The 16,184-nt window shown below is 67.9% G+C and carries 19 protein-coding genes; 10 read left to right on the top strand and 9 right to left on the bottom strand.

The window, feature by feature from the left end; translation table 11 throughout:
- The first annotated feature begins 93 nt into the window (after nt 1–93).
- Nucleotides 94–363, top strand: coding sequence for a 30S ribosomal protein S15 (rpsO, locus tag MWU52_RS09855; RefSeq protein ID WP_246951546.1), 270 nt, complete (start codon nt 94–96; stop codon nt 361–363).
- 45 nt (nt 364–408) lie between these two features.
- Here the strand turns inward: rpsO and MWU52_RS09850 are convergent, their stop codons facing one another.
- Complete coding sequence (locus MWU52_RS09850; RefSeq protein WP_246951544.1) at nt 409–795, bottom strand: MAPEG family protein; 387 nt, start codon at nt 793–795, stop codon at nt 409–411.
- Complete coding sequence (locus tag MWU52_RS09845; RefSeq protein WP_246951542.1) at nt 788–1,147, bottom strand: hypothetical protein; 360 nt, start codon at nt 1,145–1,147, stop codon at nt 788–790. Before MWU52_RS09845 ends, MWU52_RS09850 begins: the two co-directional genes overlap by 8 nt.
- Nucleotides 1,148–1,227: 80 nt before the next feature.
- Between MWU52_RS09845 and MWU52_RS09840 the strand changes: the two genes are divergently transcribed.
- Nucleotides 1,228–1,803: a TetR/AcrR family transcriptional regulator gene (locus tag MWU52_RS09840; protein WP_246951540.1), complete on the top strand. Its 576-nt coding sequence runs from the start codon at nt 1,228–1,230 to the stop codon at nt 1,801–1,803.
- A gap of 159 nt (nt 1,804–1,962) precedes the next feature.
- Nucleotides 1,963–4,095 (top strand): polyribonucleotide nucleotidyltransferase, encoded by a 2,133-nt coding sequence (pnp, locus tag MWU52_RS09835; RefSeq protein WP_246951538.1) that lies wholly within the window; start codon nt 1,963–1,965, stop codon nt 4,093–4,095.
- 135 nt (nt 4,096–4,230) lie between these two features.
- Here pnp and MWU52_RS09830 read toward each other — a convergent pair whose 3' ends face one another.
- From MWU52_RS09830 to MWU52_RS09820, 3 genes are all read right to left on the bottom strand, one after another.
- Nucleotides 4,231–5,949 carry a methyl-accepting chemotaxis protein gene (locus MWU52_RS09830; protein ID WP_246951536.1) on the bottom strand — a complete coding sequence of 573 codons (1,719 nt, stop codon included), beginning with the start codon at nt 5,947–5,949 and terminating at the stop codon, nt 4,231–4,233.
- Between the two features lie 49 nt (nt 5,950–5,998).
- Complete coding sequence (locus MWU52_RS09825) at nt 5,999–6,316, bottom strand: hypothetical protein (protein WP_246951534.1); 318 nt, start codon at nt 6,314–6,316, stop codon at nt 5,999–6,001.
- Between the two features lie 235 nt (nt 6,317–6,551).
- On the bottom strand, nt 6,552–7,262 hold the full coding sequence (locus tag MWU52_RS09820; RefSeq protein WP_246951532.1) for a glutathione S-transferase N-terminal domain-containing protein: 711 nt from the start codon (nt 7,260–7,262) through the stop codon (nt 6,552–6,554).
- A gap of 151 nt (nt 7,263–7,413) precedes the next feature.
- On the opposite strand from MWU52_RS09820, the gene mscL reads away from it, so the two are divergent.
- Nucleotides 7,414–7,866, top strand: coding sequence for a large conductance mechanosensitive channel protein MscL (gene mscL, locus MWU52_RS09815; RefSeq protein WP_246951530.1), 453 nt, complete (start codon nt 7,414–7,416; stop codon nt 7,864–7,866).
- Nucleotides 7,867–7,924: 58 nt separating this feature from the next.
- Here the strand turns inward: mscL and ald are convergent, their stop codons facing one another.
- A complete protein-coding gene (gene ald / locus MWU52_RS09810; RefSeq protein WP_246951528.1) occupies nt 7,925–9,040 on the bottom strand; it encodes an alanine dehydrogenase in 1,116 nt (371 codons plus the stop codon).
- 134 nt (nt 9,041–9,174) lie between these two features.
- Here ald and MWU52_RS09805 point away from each other — a divergent pair, with 134 nt between their 5' ends.
- Nucleotides 9,175–9,639, top strand: coding sequence for an Lrp/AsnC family transcriptional regulator (locus MWU52_RS09805; RefSeq protein ID WP_246951526.1), 465 nt, complete (start codon nt 9,175–9,177; stop codon nt 9,637–9,639).
- Here the strand turns inward: MWU52_RS09805 and MWU52_RS09800 are convergent.
- Nucleotides 9,636–9,956, bottom strand: coding sequence for an AzlD domain-containing protein (locus MWU52_RS09800; protein WP_246951524.1), 321 nt, complete (start codon nt 9,954–9,956; stop codon nt 9,636–9,638). The two genes, MWU52_RS09805 and MWU52_RS09800, sit on opposite strands and share 4 nt — an antisense overlap.
- Nucleotides 9,953–10,636, bottom strand: coding sequence for an AzlC family ABC transporter permease (locus tag MWU52_RS09795; RefSeq protein ID WP_348645507.1), 684 nt, complete (start codon nt 10,634–10,636; stop codon nt 9,953–9,955). The genes MWU52_RS09800 and MWU52_RS09795 overlap by 4 nt, the downstream gene beginning before the upstream one ends.
- 62 nt (nt 10,637–10,698) lie before the next feature.
- Here MWU52_RS09795 and MWU52_RS09790 point away from each other — a divergent pair, with 62 nt between their 5' ends.
- Genes MWU52_RS09790 through MWU52_RS09770 form a run of 5 tightly spaced genes read left to right on the top strand, consistent with a single transcriptional unit; the run spans nt 10,699 to nt 15,254 of the window.
- Nucleotides 10,699–11,526: a formate dehydrogenase accessory sulfurtransferase FdhD gene (locus MWU52_RS09790; protein ID WP_246951521.1), complete on the top strand. Its 828-nt coding sequence runs from the start codon at nt 10,699–10,701 to the stop codon at nt 11,524–11,526.
- Entirely contained in the window at nt 11,523–12,170 is a 648-nt protein-coding gene (locus tag MWU52_RS09785; protein WP_246951519.1) for a hypothetical protein, read from the top strand. Before MWU52_RS09790 ends, MWU52_RS09785 begins: the two co-directional genes overlap by 4 nt.
- Nucleotides 12,161–12,772 carry a molybdenum cofactor guanylyltransferase MobA gene (gene mobA / locus MWU52_RS09780; RefSeq protein ID WP_246951517.1) on the top strand — a complete coding sequence of 204 codons (612 nt, stop codon included), beginning with the start codon at nt 12,161–12,163 and terminating at the stop codon, nt 12,770–12,772. Before MWU52_RS09785 ends, mobA begins: the two co-directional genes overlap by 10 nt.
- Nucleotides 12,763–13,239 (top strand): molybdopterin-guanine dinucleotide biosynthesis protein B, encoded by a 477-nt coding sequence (gene mobB / locus MWU52_RS09775; RefSeq protein WP_246951515.1) that lies wholly within the window; start codon nt 12,763–12,765, stop codon nt 13,237–13,239. Before mobA ends, mobB begins: the two co-directional genes overlap by 10 nt.
- A complete protein-coding gene (locus MWU52_RS09770) occupies nt 13,224–15,254 on the top strand; it encodes a molybdopterin-binding protein (protein WP_246951513.1) in 2,031 nt (676 codons plus the stop codon). Before mobB ends, MWU52_RS09770 begins: the two co-directional genes overlap by 16 nt.
- Here the strand turns inward: MWU52_RS09770 and MWU52_RS09765 are convergent.
- The gene (locus MWU52_RS09765; RefSeq protein WP_246951511.1) at nt 15,251–16,138 is read right to left on the bottom strand and encodes an NAD(P)-dependent oxidoreductase; all 888 of its coding nucleotides are present in this window, start codon (nt 16,136–16,138) and stop codon (nt 15,251–15,253) included. The genes MWU52_RS09770 and MWU52_RS09765 overlap by 4 nt on opposite strands.
- Between the last annotated feature and the right edge of the window lie 46 nt (nt 16,139–16,184).

The following is a 16,184-nucleotide window of genomic DNA, read 5'->3' as shown; positions in this document are numbered from 1 at the left end:
GCGCCGTCCGGTGTACGCGACGCGCCTACTCCACGGGCCTTGCTGGACGACATCCCGGCTTGCGCCATTCCTCTAACCTCGAAGGAGACCCCGATGTCGATCACCGTCGAAGAAAAGAACCGTCTTATCAAGGAATTCGCGACCAAGGAGGGGGACACCGGCTCTCCCGAGGTGCAGATCGCGATCCTGACCAGCCGGATCACCACGCTGACCGAACACTTCAAGACCCACAAGAAGGACAACCACTCCCGTCGTGGCCTTCTGATGATGGTCGCGCAGCGCCGCAAGCTGCTGGACTATACCCGCGGCAAGGATGAAGCCCGGTATCAGGACCTGATCAAGCGTCTCGGCATCCGCCGCTGACACGCGCATCCGGGGCCGCCGTGGCGGGCCCCGGAACCGCGCCGTTCACAGGAGCAGCGCGACACCCCCCGAAAGCAACAGTCCTGCCGTTCCCGCAGCCGATGCGAACCGGCCCGCCTTGCGCCATGCCGGCGCACCCATGTCGTCGAAGAGAACGATCGGATGGATCGCGCGGAAGGCTACGAGTGCCGTTCCGTAGGCATGCAGCCAGAACGGCTCGGTTCCGGTTAGCTCCAGGAGCAGCAGGATCAGCAAGGCCATCGCCGCGTATTCCGACAGGTTGCCGAAGCGCCGGATCGACAAGGCGAGCGGTGCCACCCTGCCGTCGCCCAACGCCACGCCATGATGTCCCCGCCCGACCCCGACAAGGGTGGACAGGACCGCCATCAGGATCGCGATGATCGCGGCGTAGAACGGCGTCACTTCAGGCATCGGCCCACCGGCGGGCACGGTCTAGAGCCGCGTCGGCAAGTGCATCCCAAACCGGTTCATCCGCAATCTCGATCACGAACCAGCCCCGCATCGGTGCCTTTCCCGCAAAGGGCTGAAGCGGTCTCCACCGGGTCGCGTGGAACTCCGCCGGATCGGATCCGGCGCCGAGTTTGATCCCAAGTCCGGCGCCGTTGCGACGGGACCGGAAGACGAAGACCTTCCCCGCATGTGTCAGCGCCTCGGCGGTCATCATCTTGCCGCGCGCGACGGTCGGATCCTTGCACATCCGATTCACGAGGGCCTGCCATCGGTTGTCGACCGCGGCATCCGCTAAATTGGGATCGGTGGGCATGGCAATCCTCCGATATCTGGGTTGCGGTAAGGTTAACCACAAGAATATATGTCGGTCAACATGCATAAACCGAGGGCCTCATGCGACTGAAACCAGAAGACAAGGCGCGGATCGGTGATCGTATTGTCGCGGCCGCGGCGATCGCGTTCCGTAAGCGGGGCATCGGGGCCGTCACGCTCGACGATTTGATGAACGGCGCGGGCCTGACGCGTGGGGCGTTCTACGCCCATTTCCGATCAAAGTCCGATCTGGTCGCCGAGGTCCTGCGCCGCGACCATCCGATACTCCGCATGCTGCAGGCCCGATCCGACCCCACGCCCGATGCCCTGTGGAAGGAGATGGTCAGGATATTCGACGGCTATCTCGATCCCGCGAACCTCTCGGACGTGCATCGCGGCTGCACCCTCGCTGCCCTGACCGGAGAGGCCGCGCGTGGAACCGAGGCGCAGCGGCGGGGCTATGATGCCGCGTTGAGAGAGATCGCGGCGGAGATGACGCGGGGCCTGAATGGCGGGGCCGACACGATGGCGGCCATCGTGACCGCATCCGGCGCCATCGCCGCCGCGCAAGCCTGTTCGGAGCGTGATACGCAGGCCGCGATCCTGCACGGAGCGCGGCGGCAGGTCATGGCCATCCTGTCGGCGATGCGTCCCTGAGCGGGGTTCCCTTTTCGGCCCATCCGCTGTACGGGACGGCGCATCTGAGACGTGACGCCACGACCCCGGCGCATGGAATGATGAGAGGGGTCGGCGGCAATGGGGCCGCCATGCAACGACGCGACGGCAGGGGCCGGACGGCGTCAGACAGGATGACACATGTTCAACATCGTCAAGAAAGAGATGGAGTGGGGGCACGACACCCTCACTCTGGAAACGGGCAAGATCGCCCGCCAGGCCGACGGCTGCGTGATCGCCACCTATGGCGAGACCTCCGTGATGGCCGCGGTGACCTATGCCAAGCAGCCGAAGCCGGGGCAGGACTTCTTCCCGCTGACCGTACACTACAACGAGAAATACTACGCCGCGGGCAAGGTTCCCGGCGGCTTCTTCAAGCGCGAAGCCCGGCCGACGGAGAAGGAGACGCTGACCTCGCGCCTCATCGACCGGCCAATCCGCCCGCTCTTCGTCGAGGGGTTCAAGAACGAGGTCCTCGTGATCTGCACCGTTCTGTCCCACGACCTGGAAAACGATCCCGATGTCGTCGCGATGATCGCCGCCTCGGCCGCGCTGACGATTTCGGGCGCGCCCTTCATGGGTCCCATCGCGGGCGCCCGCGTCGGCTTCGTCGATGGCGAATACGTGCTGAACCCGTCGGTCGACGACATGCAGAACCTCAAGACCAACCCCGAGCAGCGCCTCGACCTCGTGGTCGCGGGCACCCGGGACGCGGTGATGATGGTCGAATCCGAAGCCTATGAGCTGTCGGAATCCGAGATGCTGGGCGCGGTCAAGTTCGGCCATGACCAGATGCAGCCGGTCATCGATCTGATCGTGTCGCTGGCCGAGGATGCCGCGAAGGAGCCGATGGATTTCCAGGCGCCGGACTATTCGGAGCTCTTCGAGGCCGTGAAGGCCGCCGGCGAGCAGAAGATGCGCGACGCCTATGCCATCACCGACAAGCAGGATCGGACCGCCGCGGTTTCGGCGGCGAAGGACGCGATCAAGGCCGAGCTGTCGGAAGAGCAGCTTGAGGATCCGAACCTCGGCACCGCGCTCAAGAAGCTTGAATCGAAGGTCCTGCGCGGGGATGTCGTCAAGAACGGCAAGCGGATCGACGGGCGCGGGCTCGACACCGTCCGGCCGATCGTCTCGGAGGTGGGTCTGCTGCCCCGCACGCACGGCTCCGCGCTGTTCACGCGCGGCGAGACCCAGGGCCTGGTCGTGACCACGCTGGGCACCGGCGATGACGAGCAGATGATCGATGCGCTGCACGGCACCTACAAGTCGAACTTCTTGCTGCACTACAACTTCCCGCCCTATTCGGTCGGCGAAGTCGGGCGCTTCGGCCCTCCGGGTCGGCGCGAGATCGGCCACGGCAAGCTGGCCTGGCGTGCGTTGCAGGCGGTGCTGCCGACGGCGACGGATTTCCCCTACACCATCCGCCTCGTCTCCGAGATTACGGAGTCGAACGGCTCCTCGTCGATGGCGACGGTCTGCGGCGGATCGCTGTCGATGATGGACGCGGGCGTCCCGCTGAAGGCGCCGGTGGCCGGTGTCGCGATGGGCCTCGTGCTCGAGGATGATGGCGATTACGCGGTTCTGACCGACATCCTGGGCGACGAGGATCACCTCGGCGACATGGATTTCAAGGTCGCGGGCACTGAGGACGGCATTACGTCGCTGCAGATGGACATCAAGGTCGCCGGCATCACGCCCGAGATCATGGAGAAGGCGCTCGAGCAGGCCAAGGCCGGCCGGGTCCACATCCTGGGCGAGATGGCGAAGGCGCTGACCGAGGGCCGCAACGAGTTCTCGGCCCACGCCCCGCGCATCGAGACGATGCAGGTGCCCACCGACAAGATCCGCGAAGTGATCGGGTCGGGCGGCAAGGTCATCCGCGAGATCGTGGAAGTCTCCGGCGCCAAGGTCGACATCCAGGACGACGGCACGATCAAGATCGCGTCCGCCAACGGCGAGGCCATCCAGAAGGCCTACGACATGATCAATTCGATCGTGGCGGAGCCGGAGGAAGGCAAGGTTTACAAGGGCAAGGTCGTGAAGATCGTCGATTTCGGCGCCTTCGTGAACTTCTTCGGCAAGCGCGACGGGCTGGTCCATGTCAGCCAGATCGAGAACCGCCGCCTGAACCATCCGTCGGACGTCCTGAAGGAAGGCCAGGAGGTTTGGGTCAAGCTGCTGGGCTTCGACGACCGGGGCAAGGTGCGCCTGGCCATGAAGATGGTCGACCAGGAGACCGGTCAGGAAGCCAAGGACGAATCGGCCGAATAAGGCTCGAGGATCAAAAATAGTGAGAAAGCCCCGGCCCGAGGATCGGGGCTTTTTTCGTGGACTGAGCCCGCCGCGTGTGCTGGGCGTTACCAACGCGGGCCGGTGCGACGCGTCACGGAGGGTGGACCCTGCCGATCAGGCGCGGCGTTCGATGCCCACGCTTATCGATCCACTCCGTGGCGCCGCGTCCGGCGGCGAGGGCCGGGAACAGATGTCGCCCTCGGCCGGCGCGGCCTCGTCATCCAGGACTGAAAAGCGTTCGATGGCCGTCGCGAGATCCTGCGCGTTCGTGCGTAGGGTCTGACAGGCGGCTGTCGTCTCCTCGAACATCGTCGCGTTCTGCTGCGAAACCCGGTCCAGATCCCGGAGCGCGTCATTGATGGCGGTGACCCCGGTCGCCTGTTCGTCGGATGTGGCGGCGATCCGGCTGATGCGAGTGGTCACGGTGCCGACCGATTCGATGATCGTCCGCAACGCCGTGCCGGTGTCGTGGACGAGACGGACGCCGTGGTCGATATGGTCGCCGGACTGGCCGACGAGCGCATCGATGCGGTTGGCGGCTTCCGAGGACCGCTGCGCCAGGGCCCGCACCTCGGAGGCGACGACGGCGAACCCACGCCCCGCATCGCCCGCGCGCGCCGCCTCGACCCCGGCGTTCAACGCCAGCATGTTTGTCTGGAAGGCGATATCCTCGATCACCGAGGTGATCTTGCGCACCTCACCCGATGAAACCTCGATCTCGGCCATGGCGTCGATGGCCTGGTTCATGATCCGCGCGCCCGTTTCGGCCTCGGACCCGGTGGTGACCATGATCGCTTCCGCCTGCGCGGCGTCCTCGGCGGTGGCGCCAATCAGCTCGGTCAGCTGGTCGTTCGAACGGGTAATCTCCTCAAGCGACGCCGCCTGTCGCTCGGTCCTTCGCGCCAGGTCCACCGTGGCCGATGCGATCTCCTGCGTCTCGCCAGAGATATGGGCGGAGGAACGGCGGATCCCGTAGAGCGCCGCGGACAAGGCCTCGATACTCGCGTCGAAGGACGTTCCGAGATCGGCGTATTCCGGCGGCAGATCGCCCGAAATGCGCCCACCCAGGTCGCCCTCGGCCAATCGTGCAAGGGCGGTTCGCAGCGTGGCGATCACCCGCGTCTGCTTGTCGCGTTCGGCGGCGCGATGCGCCTCGTCCTGCTGGCGAAGGATTTGGGCCTCGGCATCCGCGGCTTCGGCGCGCTCGGTTTCGCGCCGAAGCGCCTCGAGCGCCGACTCGGCCTCGCCTCGGGCCGTTTCCGCGCCGGTGCGCGCCGCTTCGGCTTTCGTCAGGGCGCCGGCCGTCTCCGCCTCCGCCTCCTGCGCGCGCGTCGCCGCGTTCAGCGCCGCCTCCCGTTCCACGCGCGCCTCGTCGACCAGGGTCAGCCGGACGTGGATGCTCATGCCGAGCCAGCCGACGATCATCATCACGGCGACCGCGTGGATCACCGTACGCAGCAGCGTCTGCAGGTCCCCGGTCAATCCGTAGACCAGATCGGGTGCGAGGAAAGTCAGGATCAGATGGTTCAGCACCACGGCGGCACCGGCAGCGGCCAGGGCCCGCAGGTCGACCATCGCCGCGATGGCCGCGATGAAGCCGAAATAGAACAGATGCGCGTCGAGCTGCCAGGGATGGCCCGCCATCGCGCCGGTCATGAGCATGACCTGCCCCACCCCCGCCATGGCCAATGCGACGCGCCCGATGGCGGCGTCGAGCTTGCAGGCAACCCATGCCAAGGCCGGTCCGGCCATCGCGGCGACCACCAGCAGGGCCGAGAACGTGTCGGCAAGATGGGCCGCGCCCGAGATCGGCAGAACCCAGGCGAGCGTCATCGCTTGGAGGATCCTGGCCGCCGAAGCGCGACTTTGATCGAGCGCTTCGTCAGACATCGGCGCCACAGAACATCGCGGTCATCCGCCCGGCGTCGAGCAGGAGAATCGCGCCGCCATGGACCAACCGATCGAAGAAATCGGCGTCCTGTGAATGGCCGACGACGCCAATCGGGAATCGGCGCGGCCCGACCTCGTGCCCGCCGGCCCGTCGCAGCAGGGTCGCCGCGTCCGGGCCGAAAGGTCCGGACACGACCAATACGGGCCACCCGGGGCGCGCGGGCGGCACGCTGGCGATCGCGCCGCCCGCCCAAAGCAAGGGAAACAGACATACGGCCAGCGCGGCCAGACGGGGGGTGCGAAGTCTCATGCTGCAGGCGTAGCACCCGACCCTTTCGGAAGCCTTAAGGTCGGGCCCGATACCGGCGGTCGGGAACCGTCATGTACGAGAAAGGTTGTCCATCGGGACAGCGCCGACCGCCGTTAACGCCTTGTAGAGGAAAGACGGTCAACCAAGGCACATGATGGAACGAATCGAGATCACCGCCCTTTCCGCCGCCTTGGCTTTCCTTCTCGTGCTGCTGTGCGGCACGGCCGGAACCATGCTATGACGTCGCACTTTCGCGTGGAGGGGTATTCATACCCACCTTGGCCGCGTCGCGCGCCATGAACCGCTCGACATATGCCTCCAGAACCGGGTGGTCCGACCATCCGACGATGTCCTTGGCACCGTAGAATTCCAGCGCATTCAGCCAAGGCGCGATCGCGATGTCGGCGATGGTGAACTCACCCACGATCCATTCGCGGTCCTGCAAGGCGCCGGCGAAGACGGATAGCAGGCGCCTGGCCTCGTCCACGTAGCGTTGTCGCGGGCGGGGATCGTCGATCTCCTTCCCGGCGAACTTCACGAAATAGCCGAGCTGACCCAGCATCGGGCCGAGGCCGCCCATCTGCCACATCAGCCATTGCGTGGCATGTGCCTGGGATGTCGCATCCGGCCCCGTCAGTCGCCCGGTCTTGCGGGCGAGATAGAGAAGAATCGCCCCGCTCTCGAACAGGCCGATCGGGGTGCCGTCCGGTCCGTCGGGGTCGATGATCGCCGGTATCTTGTTGTTCGGATTGAGCGACAGGAACGCGTCGGATTTCACGTCCTCGTCCGAAAGGGTCACGCGATGGGCCTCGTAGGGCAGCCTCAGTTCTTCCAGCGCGATGGCGACCTTCACGCCATTCGGTGTCGGAAAGCTGAAGAGCTGCAGCTTCGTGGGGTCCCGCGGGACCCAGCGTCGCGTGATCGGAAAGGCGGAAAGATCGGCCATGGGGCCTCCTGTCGGTTGCACGTGAGGCTCAAGATAGGTTGCCGATACGTCAACAAAACGGGTGACTTTCGTGCATTTTCCGACAAGACCTGTGCGCGGACACCCTGAAGGCAGGGGTACCGGGGGAACTGGACTGTCGGGAAGGACGAATATGCTCCAAGAATTCAAGGACTTCATTGCCAAGGGCAATGTCATGGATCTCGCCGTCGGGATCATCATCGGGGCGGCCTTCACCGCCATCGTGTCGTCATTGGTGGACGACCTGATCAACCCCCTGATCGGGCTCGTGCTGGGGGGGATCGACTTCACGAGCATGTATGTCGTCCTGTCCGGCGATGTGCCCGAGGGCGTGGGACTGGAAGCGGCACGCGAATCCGGTGCGGCCATCTTCGCCTACGGCGCGTTCGTCACCGCCTGCATCAACTTTCTGATCATCGCCTGGGTCGTGTTCATGCTGGTCAAGGCCGTGAACCGCCTGAAGGCGGCCGCGGAGCGGCCCGACGACGTGGCCCCCGAGGTCGAGACCGGCCCGTCGGAACTCGATGTCCTCATCGATATCCGTGACCGCCTGGCGCAGGGCACGTCGGCCACGCCCGCCGAATAGACGGCGTCCCGGCGCCTCGTTCCCGGGACCCGCGTGGCGCGGGCCCCGGATCCGGCCTTCAGGCCAGGACGGTTTCCGGGTCGACCGACGCCAGCCCCAGCGCTTCGCCCACGGCCGCATATGTCAGTTGCCCGGCATGGACGTTCAGTCCGTTGCGGAGATGCGGATCGTCGGCGCAGGCTCGCTTCCACCCCTTGTCTGCCAGCGCCAGCAGGAATGGCAGCGTCGCGTTGCCGAGCGCCAGGGTCGACGTGCGCGCGACCGCGCCGGGCATGTTGGCGACGCAGTAATGCATGATGCCGTCGACATCGTAGATCGGATCCTCATGCGTCGTGGCGCGCGACGTCTCGAAACAGCCGCCCTGGTCGATCGCCACATCGACGATCGCGGCGCCGGGCTTCATGTGCTTCAGGTCGTCGTGCTTGACCAGCTTGGGCGCCGCCGCGCCGGGTATGAGGACGGCGCCGATGACCATATCGGCGGCCATCACCATCTCGGCCGTGTTGCCGGCATTGGCATAGCGCGTCTTGAAGACCGAGCCGAACGCGTCGTCGAGATAGCGCAGCCGCGGCAGCGACCGGTCCAGAACGGTCACGTCCGCGCCCATACCGGCGGCGATCCGGGCGGCGTGTGTGCCCACGACCCCGCCGCCGATGACGACGACCTGCGCGGGCCCCACGCCGGGCACGCCGCCCATGAGGACGCCACGCCCGCCATTGGCCTTCTGCAGGGTCCATGCGCCCACCTGCGGGGCCAGCCGACCGGCGACCTCCGACATCGGCGCCAACAGGGGCAGGCCCCCGGCGCGGTCGGTGACCGTCTCGTAGGCGATGCAGGTCGCGCCGGAGGCCAGCAGGTCGCGGGTCTGGTCGGGGTCGGGGGCCAGATGCAGATACGTGAACAGCAGCTGGCCTTCGCGCAGTCGCGCCCGTTCGACCGCCTGCGGCTCCTTGACCTTCACGATCATGTCGGCCTCGGCGAAGACTTTCTCGGCGCTGTCGGCGATGCGTGCGCCCACGGCCTGATATTGCGCGTCGTCGAACCCGGCGCCGATGCCGGCATTGGTTTCGACCACGACGGAATGACCGTGCGCCACGGCCTCCAGCGCGGCGGACGGCGTCATTCCGACGCGGAACTCCTGCGGTTTGATCTCTTTGGGGCACCCGATCAGCATGCCAACCTCCCTTGGTTCTCGATTGCCCCGATCCTAGGGATGACGCGCCGGCATTTCGTCGCTATCAGAGGCTTCGGGAACGGCGGTATCAGGAGATTTTCCTGCCCTGCCGGGAAACGGCGGGGAATTTGACCGTGGCGGTTCAGATCGATGAAACCGATGCGCGTATTCTGCGACTCGTGCAGAAGGACGCGCGCCTGACCTCGGCGCAGATGTCGCAGCGTCTGAACCTCAGTGCTTCGGCCTGCCACCGGCGTCTTCAACGGCTCGAGGCGACCGGTGCGATCGAAGCCACGGTCGCGCTCGTCAATCCGCGTGTCGTCGGGCGCCCGACCACCGTGTTCGTCGAGATCAGTCTCGCCTCGCAGGCGGATGACGTGCTCGACGCTTTCGAGACGGCGGTCGCGCGGATACCGGATGTGCTGGAATGCCATCTGATGACCGGCGCCTATGATTACCTGCTCAAGGTCGTGGCGCGTGACAGCGAGGATTTCGCGTCGATCCACCGACGACATCTGGCGCGGCTGCCCGGAGTGGCCAAGCTGCAATCGTCCTTCGCGCTCAAAACCGTATGCAAGACCACGGCCCTGCCGGTCTAGATCAACCAGTCCAGCACCAGCATGGCTAATGCGCCGGCCACGACCGCCTGGATCACATCGCGGCGCCAGGCGCCGATGCCAAGGGCGACGGCGGCGGCGGCAAGGCGGACAGGGTCGAAGACGCCGCCCGCGGCCGCGGGCCATACCACGAGGGGCGCGACGAGGCCGGGCAGGACGGCCACGCCGGTATAGCGGAGATGCCGCAGGACCCATGGCGGCATCGCCCGGTTGCCGACCAGCCCGAGGAACAGGAACCGCAACGCAAACGTGCCCGCACCAAGCAGTACGATGACGACCCAGACGGCGGTCTCGCTCATGCGCGCCGCTCCATTTCGGCACCGGTCGCCATGGCGAGCATCGCGGCCAGGATCAGCCCCAGGTTCCACGGCACCCATACCAGCAGGAGCGCGCCCGCCGTCGAGACGAACGCGGCCGCGACATGGGCCCGTGATTTGAGCATGGGTCCCACCAATGCGAGGAACGCCAGGGGCATGGCGAAATCCAACCCCAGGCCCGCGGGGATGCGCGCGCCGAGCGCCGCGCCGGCCCATGTCGCCGCGACCCAGCCGGGAAAGACCGGCAGCGCGACGCCCGCGAAATAGATCACCCGATCCGCAAGGGACCAGTTCGGCCGGGTTTCATATGTCTGCGCGGCCAGCGCATAGGTCTGGTCGACCAGCACATAGGCGATCAGGGCACGTTGCCAGGCCGGCGCCGCGCCCAGATGCGGGGCCATCGCCGCCGAGTACATCGCCATCCGAAGGTTCACCGCCAATGCCGACAGCACGACGATCGCCAGGGGCGCGCCATCCGACATCAACTGGACAGCCGTGAATTGCGCGGCGCCCGCGATGACCACGACCGAGAAGCCCATGACCTGCGCCAGCGGCAAGCCCGCTTCGGTGGCGAGAACGCCGAACAAGGCGCCGAACGGGACGATGATGATCACGAATGGCAGCCCCTCGGCCACGCCGCGCCGAAATGGCTTTTCCGCCATCGCTTGCATCCCTTCGCCTTGCCGGACATCGTGCCCCTAGCCGCCAAGATGCCGGGTCTCAAGTGTCGACCGAAGTTCCAGCCAGCCTGCGCGTCGCGCCGACGCCCGACGATGCCCGCCTGACGCGCGGCGTGACCGGCGTGGACGAGACCGGCGCCTCCGTCGCCCTGCGCGTGGTCGAGGAGCGGCCGCTCACGATCTATCTGAACGCGCGCGAGATCGTCACCGCCATGACAATCGGCGATCATCCCGAATGGCTGGCGCTGGGGTTTCTCGTCAATCAGGGGATGGTGCGGCCGTCGGATGTCGTGACCGGCATCGACCATGATGCGGAGCTGCAAGCGGTCGTCGTTCGCACCGCGGTCGAGACAGATCACGAGGCAAGGCTGGCGCGGGCGACGCGCACCTCGGGTTGCGCGGTCGGCACCGTCTTCGGCGACATGATGGAGGGGCTGGAGGATCTGACCCTGCCGGCCACGCCGCTGCGCGTCAGCGAGTTGCGCGCCCTGTCGCGTGCCGTCAACCGGACGCCCAGCCTGTATCTGGCCGCCGGTGCGATCCACGGGACGTGCCTTTGCGCCGGTGGCGACCCGCTGGCCTATTTCGAGGATGTCGGACGCCACAATGCGGTCGACAAGCTGGCTGGCTGGATGCGCATCGCGCAGGTCGAGGCGGGCGACAAGGTTCTCTATACGACCGGGCGGCTGACCTCCGAGATGGTCATCAAATGCGCACTGATGGGCATCCCGTCGCTGGTGTCGCGTTCCGGCTTCACCGCCTGGGGGGTCGAGATCGCGCGTCAGGTCGGTCTGACCGTGATCGGGCGGATGAAAGGCTCGCGGTTCATCTGCCTCAGCGGGGCGGAGCGCGTCGTCTGGGACGCCGAATGAACCGCGCCCTGATATGTGCCGCAACCCTGGCGCTGGCCGTGCTGGCGGCCCCGGCGTCCGGGATCGCGCGCGAGGGGCTGTCGATCCCCCGCGCAACCATGGACAGTCCGGGCCCGGAGATCGTGGTGACGGAGCGGGGCGCCGTCCGCCCGCACCTGGCCTGGTCGCACCCCCGGCCGCTGCCGGCGGACCGGCTGCGACCGCGTCTGACCGATTGCCTGGCCCCTGGCGACGGACATTCCGATCCCGTCGACCTGACGGCCTATGACTGGCCGGGCCCGCGCGACATCGACGGGCACCAGGTTTGCCTGTTCGCGATCTTCGCCGCGCTGGACGGCCCCGAGGCCGCACATGACTGGGTGCGCGCCGTCATCGCGCCGACCGCGCGGCCGGACTGTCCCGCGCGCTGGAACCTGGCCGTTCCGTCCCGCCACGGTACCGCCTTCGTGCATGTCTGGCGCGGGCGCCTCGGCACCCCGCTCTTCGTCGATGTCCTCGATCGGGCGGCACGCTGGTCGGAGGAGTTGCGCCCGCCGGTGCACTCCCTGCTCCGCACGACCTTCGATGCCGAGGGGCGGCCTCTGGTGGTGAAATACGAACGCTTCACCCTCGGTCAGCGTTACGGGCTCGCGCGATGCCCGTGATCCAGCCACACGGCCTCATCCTTGCGGGCGGGCGTGCGACGCGGATGGGCGGCGGCGACAAGGGCCGGCTGCCGGTCGGGGGCCGATCGCTCGTCGAACGCGTCATCGACCGGATCGGGCCGCAGGTCGACGCCCTCGCGCTCAGCGCGAATGGACCGCCGGGGCGGTGGGCCGATCTGGGGCTGCCCGTGCTGGCCGACGCCGACCCGGATCGGCCCGGGCCGCTGGCTGGCGTGCTGGCCGGGCTCGACTGGGCGGCCGGGCAGGGCCGCCCGCATATCGTGACGGCGGCGGCGGACACGCCGTTCCTGCCGCCCGACCTCGTGCCGCGCCTGCTCGCGGCGGCCGGTCCGACAGGGCTGGCGTTGGCGGCCACGCGCGACGACGACCGGGTCCGGCCGCAGCCGACGTTCGGCCTGTGGCCCACCGCGCTGCGCGACGATCTGCGCGCCGCGCTGGCGCAGGGAACCCGCAAGATCCTGGCCTGGACCGATCGGCACGAGGCCGGGCTCGCCCTGTTCCCGACGGCGCCGCTGGATCCCTTCTTCAACGTGAACACGCCCGAGGACCTGCAGCGGGCGGAGGATCTCGCATGCGGCTGATGGGCGTGATCGGGCACAAGAACGCGGGCAAGACCACGTTGACCGTGGCACTTGTCACCGAATTGTCGGCCCGGGGCCTGCGCGTCAGCACGCTCAAGCGCACGCATCACGCCCTGGACCTGGAGACGCCGGGCACCGACACGCATCGCCACCGGGAGGCCGGGGCCGGGCAGGTCGTTCTGGCCACTGACCGCCGTCTGGCCCTGCTGGAGGAGGTCGCGACACCCAGCCTCGACCACATACTGACGCGACTGGCCCCCTGCGACGTCGTCCTGGCCGAAGGATGGAAGGTCGGGGAGCATCCCCGGATCGAGGCATGGCGTGCGGACCTGGGACGCCCGCCCCTGGCGCAGGCCGACCGGACGATCCTGGCCGTGGCAGCCAAGGGGCGTTGCACGGTCGAGCCACCCGTTCTGCCTCTCGACGACATAACGGCGATCGCGGATTTCCTGTGTTCGACCTGGTAATCGCCGTCGACTGGTCCGCCGCCGCCCGTCCGACGGGGCCGCGGCCCTGCGCCGATGCCATCTGGGTCTGTGCCGATCTGAACGGCGTCCGCACGACCCGCTATCACGCGACGCGGCATGCGGCCCTGGCGGAGGTCGAAGAATGGCTGGCCCTGGGGCATCGCACGTTGCTGACCTTCGATTTCGCGATGGGATATCCGCAGGGCTTCGCGCGGACCCTGACCGGCCGGGCCGAGGCGCTGGCCGTCTGGGACTGGCTCGCCACGCATGTCCGCGACGGCCCCGACAATGCCAACAACCGGTTCGAGGTGGCGCAGACGATCAACCGCGCCTTTCCCGGCATCGGTCCACTCTGGGGTCGTCCCGACGGACATGACCTGCCCGATCTTCCGGCGCGAGGGCGGGCGCGGTCGGGCCACGGAATCGGGGATCACCGCGCGGTCGAGGCCTTCGCGCGCGCGGCGCAATCGGTGCTCAAGCTCTACACGGCAGGTGCGGTGGGGGGGCAGTCGCTCGTCGGGCTGGCCGCGTTGGCCCGGCTGCGGGCGCGCCATCCCGATCTGGCCGTCTGGCCGCAGGAGACGGGCTTCGCCGTCCCTCCGGCGCGGGTCGTCCTGGCCGAAATCTATCCCAGCCTCTGGTGCCCCGTCGAACGCGCCATCAAGGACGAGGGCCAGGTCCTCGCCGCCGTTGCCGCCCTGCGCGATGCGCCTGAAACCTGGTTCACCGCCCCCGGCGCGCAGCCCGATGCGGACCGGATCGCCGCCGAGGAGGGTTGGATCCTGGGCGTTCTGCCGCCTGCCGATTGCTTCGCGCTGCCACCGGGGGAGGACTGGACGCCGGTCGATCGGGCCCTGACCTCCCTGCGCGCGGCGACGCCTACCGTCGTGAGGACGGAGACCATTGCCGTGGGCGCTGCCACGGGGCGTATCCTCGCCGCCGACGTGATCGCGCGGCGGTCAAATCCGCCGCATGCCAACGCCGCCGTCGACGGTTGGGCCTTCGCCCACGCGACGCTGGCACCGGGCCCCGTTGCGCTGCTCCCCGGGCGGGCGGCGGCGGGGCGGCCATACGCGGGCCAGGTGCCATCGGGGCATGCGATCCGTATCCTGACCGGCGCGGCCATCCCGGCGGGCACCGATACGGTGGCCTTGCAGGAAGACGCGACCGTTCGGGACGGCCATCTCCTCCTGCGGGCCGTTCCTGCCCGGGGTGCCAATACCCGCGAGGCAGGCGAGGACGTGACGACCGGCGATACGTGCCTGTCCGCCGGTGCCGTCCTTCGGCCGGCCGACATCGCGCTGACCATCGCCGCGGGTCACGGAACGCTTCAGGTGCACGCACGTTTGCGCGTCGGCGTCCTGTCGACCGGCGACGAACTGGTGGCACCGGGGGCGGACGGCGGTACGGCCGACGTGAACCGGCCGATGCTGCTGTCGATGCTGGCGGCCTGGCATTTGGATCCGGTTGACCTGGGACATGCGCCCGACGATCCGGAGGTGCTAGCGGTGATGCTGGACGCGGCCGGCACCGATGCGATCCTGACATCGGGCGGGGCAAGTGCCGGTGACGAGGATCATCTGTCGCGTCTGCTGCGGGAACGCGGCGACGTCGTCCATTGGCGGATCGCGATCAAGCCCGGACGGCCGCTGGCACTCGGTCGCTGGAACGGCACGCCCCTTTTCGGACTGCCCGGCAACCCGGTGGCGGCCCTCACCTGTGCTGCGATTTTCGCACGGCCCGCGCTTTTGCAGATGGCCGGGGCGGGCTGGCGGGAACCGGTCGGCCTCACCGTTCCGGCGGCCTTCGCCAAGCGCAAGAGGGCCGGACGGCGCGAGATCCTGCGCGCCCGTCTGCGGAACGGCGCGGCGGAGGTGTTCCGATCCGAAGGGTCCGGGTTGGTCTCGGGCCTATCCTGGGCCGAAGGTTTCGTCGAACTGCCCGATGGCGCCGCCGAGATCGCACCGGGCGATCCTGTGCGCTATATCCCCTTCGCCGAACTGGGCCTCGGCTAGTCGCGCGCGATCCCGTTGGCGCGGGCCACGAAATCCACCAGATGCGGGACGTAGTCCTCCGGCCCATCACCGCCGGTGTTCACGGCCATCGCGAAGCTGTTCTTGATCGCGCACTGCACCGGATTGGCCACGCCCGCGCCATCGGCCATGGCGGCCAGGTAGGTCATGTCCTTCAGGGCGTTCGTGAGGGTGAACTTGTGCGCCTGGCGATTGCCGTCGACCGCGTAGCCCATGAACGTCTGATAGAAGCCGCAATCCATTCGGCTGCCGCGGATGACGCTGTCGAACATGGCCGTCCCGACGCCCGATTTCTCGGCCAGGGCAAGCGCCTCGGCATAGAGCGCGCCGTAGCCCATGGCGAGAAAGTTGTTGAGAAGCTTCATCTTGTGGCCCGCGCCCGGGCCCCCGATCCTGACGATGGACTTGGCCCACGTTGCGATGACAGGCTCGATCCGGGCGAAGACGTCCTCGGTCGCGCCGACCATGGCGGCCAGTTCGCCCGCTTCCGCCTGGACCGGCGTCCCGCCCAGCGGCGCGTCCGCCATGTGCAGGCCCCGGGCCGAGAGCTTGGCGGCGAGAGCTTCGGTCGAGACCGGGTTGGACGTCGAGCAGTCGACGATCACCCCGCCCTCGACCATGTGGTCGGCCAGGACGTCCACGACCGTTTCGACCTGCGGACTGCCGGGGGCGCAGATATGGACGATGTCGGAGGCCCGGGCGAGGGCCGCCAGGTCGGGGACCTCCGAGGCACCCCGGCTGCGCAGATCCTCCACCGGGGCACGATTGCGGTGCGCGACGACGGCTAGCGGATAGCCCGCCCCAAGGATGTTCGCGGCCATGCCGTGACCCATCAGCCCCGTGCCGACGAAACCGATCCGTTCCATGATGTGCCCTCCCCAGCCTCCGGCGAACGCCTATCGGCGCGGGGCG

It is taken from the genome of Jannaschia sp. S6380, from assembly GCF_023015695.1.
Classification (GTDB): Bacteria; Pseudomonadota; Alphaproteobacteria; order Rhodobacterales; family Rhodobacteraceae; genus Jannaschia.
The sequence above is the reverse complement of the archived record's forward strand: the minus strand, read 5'-3'. Positions and strand labels throughout refer to the sequence as shown.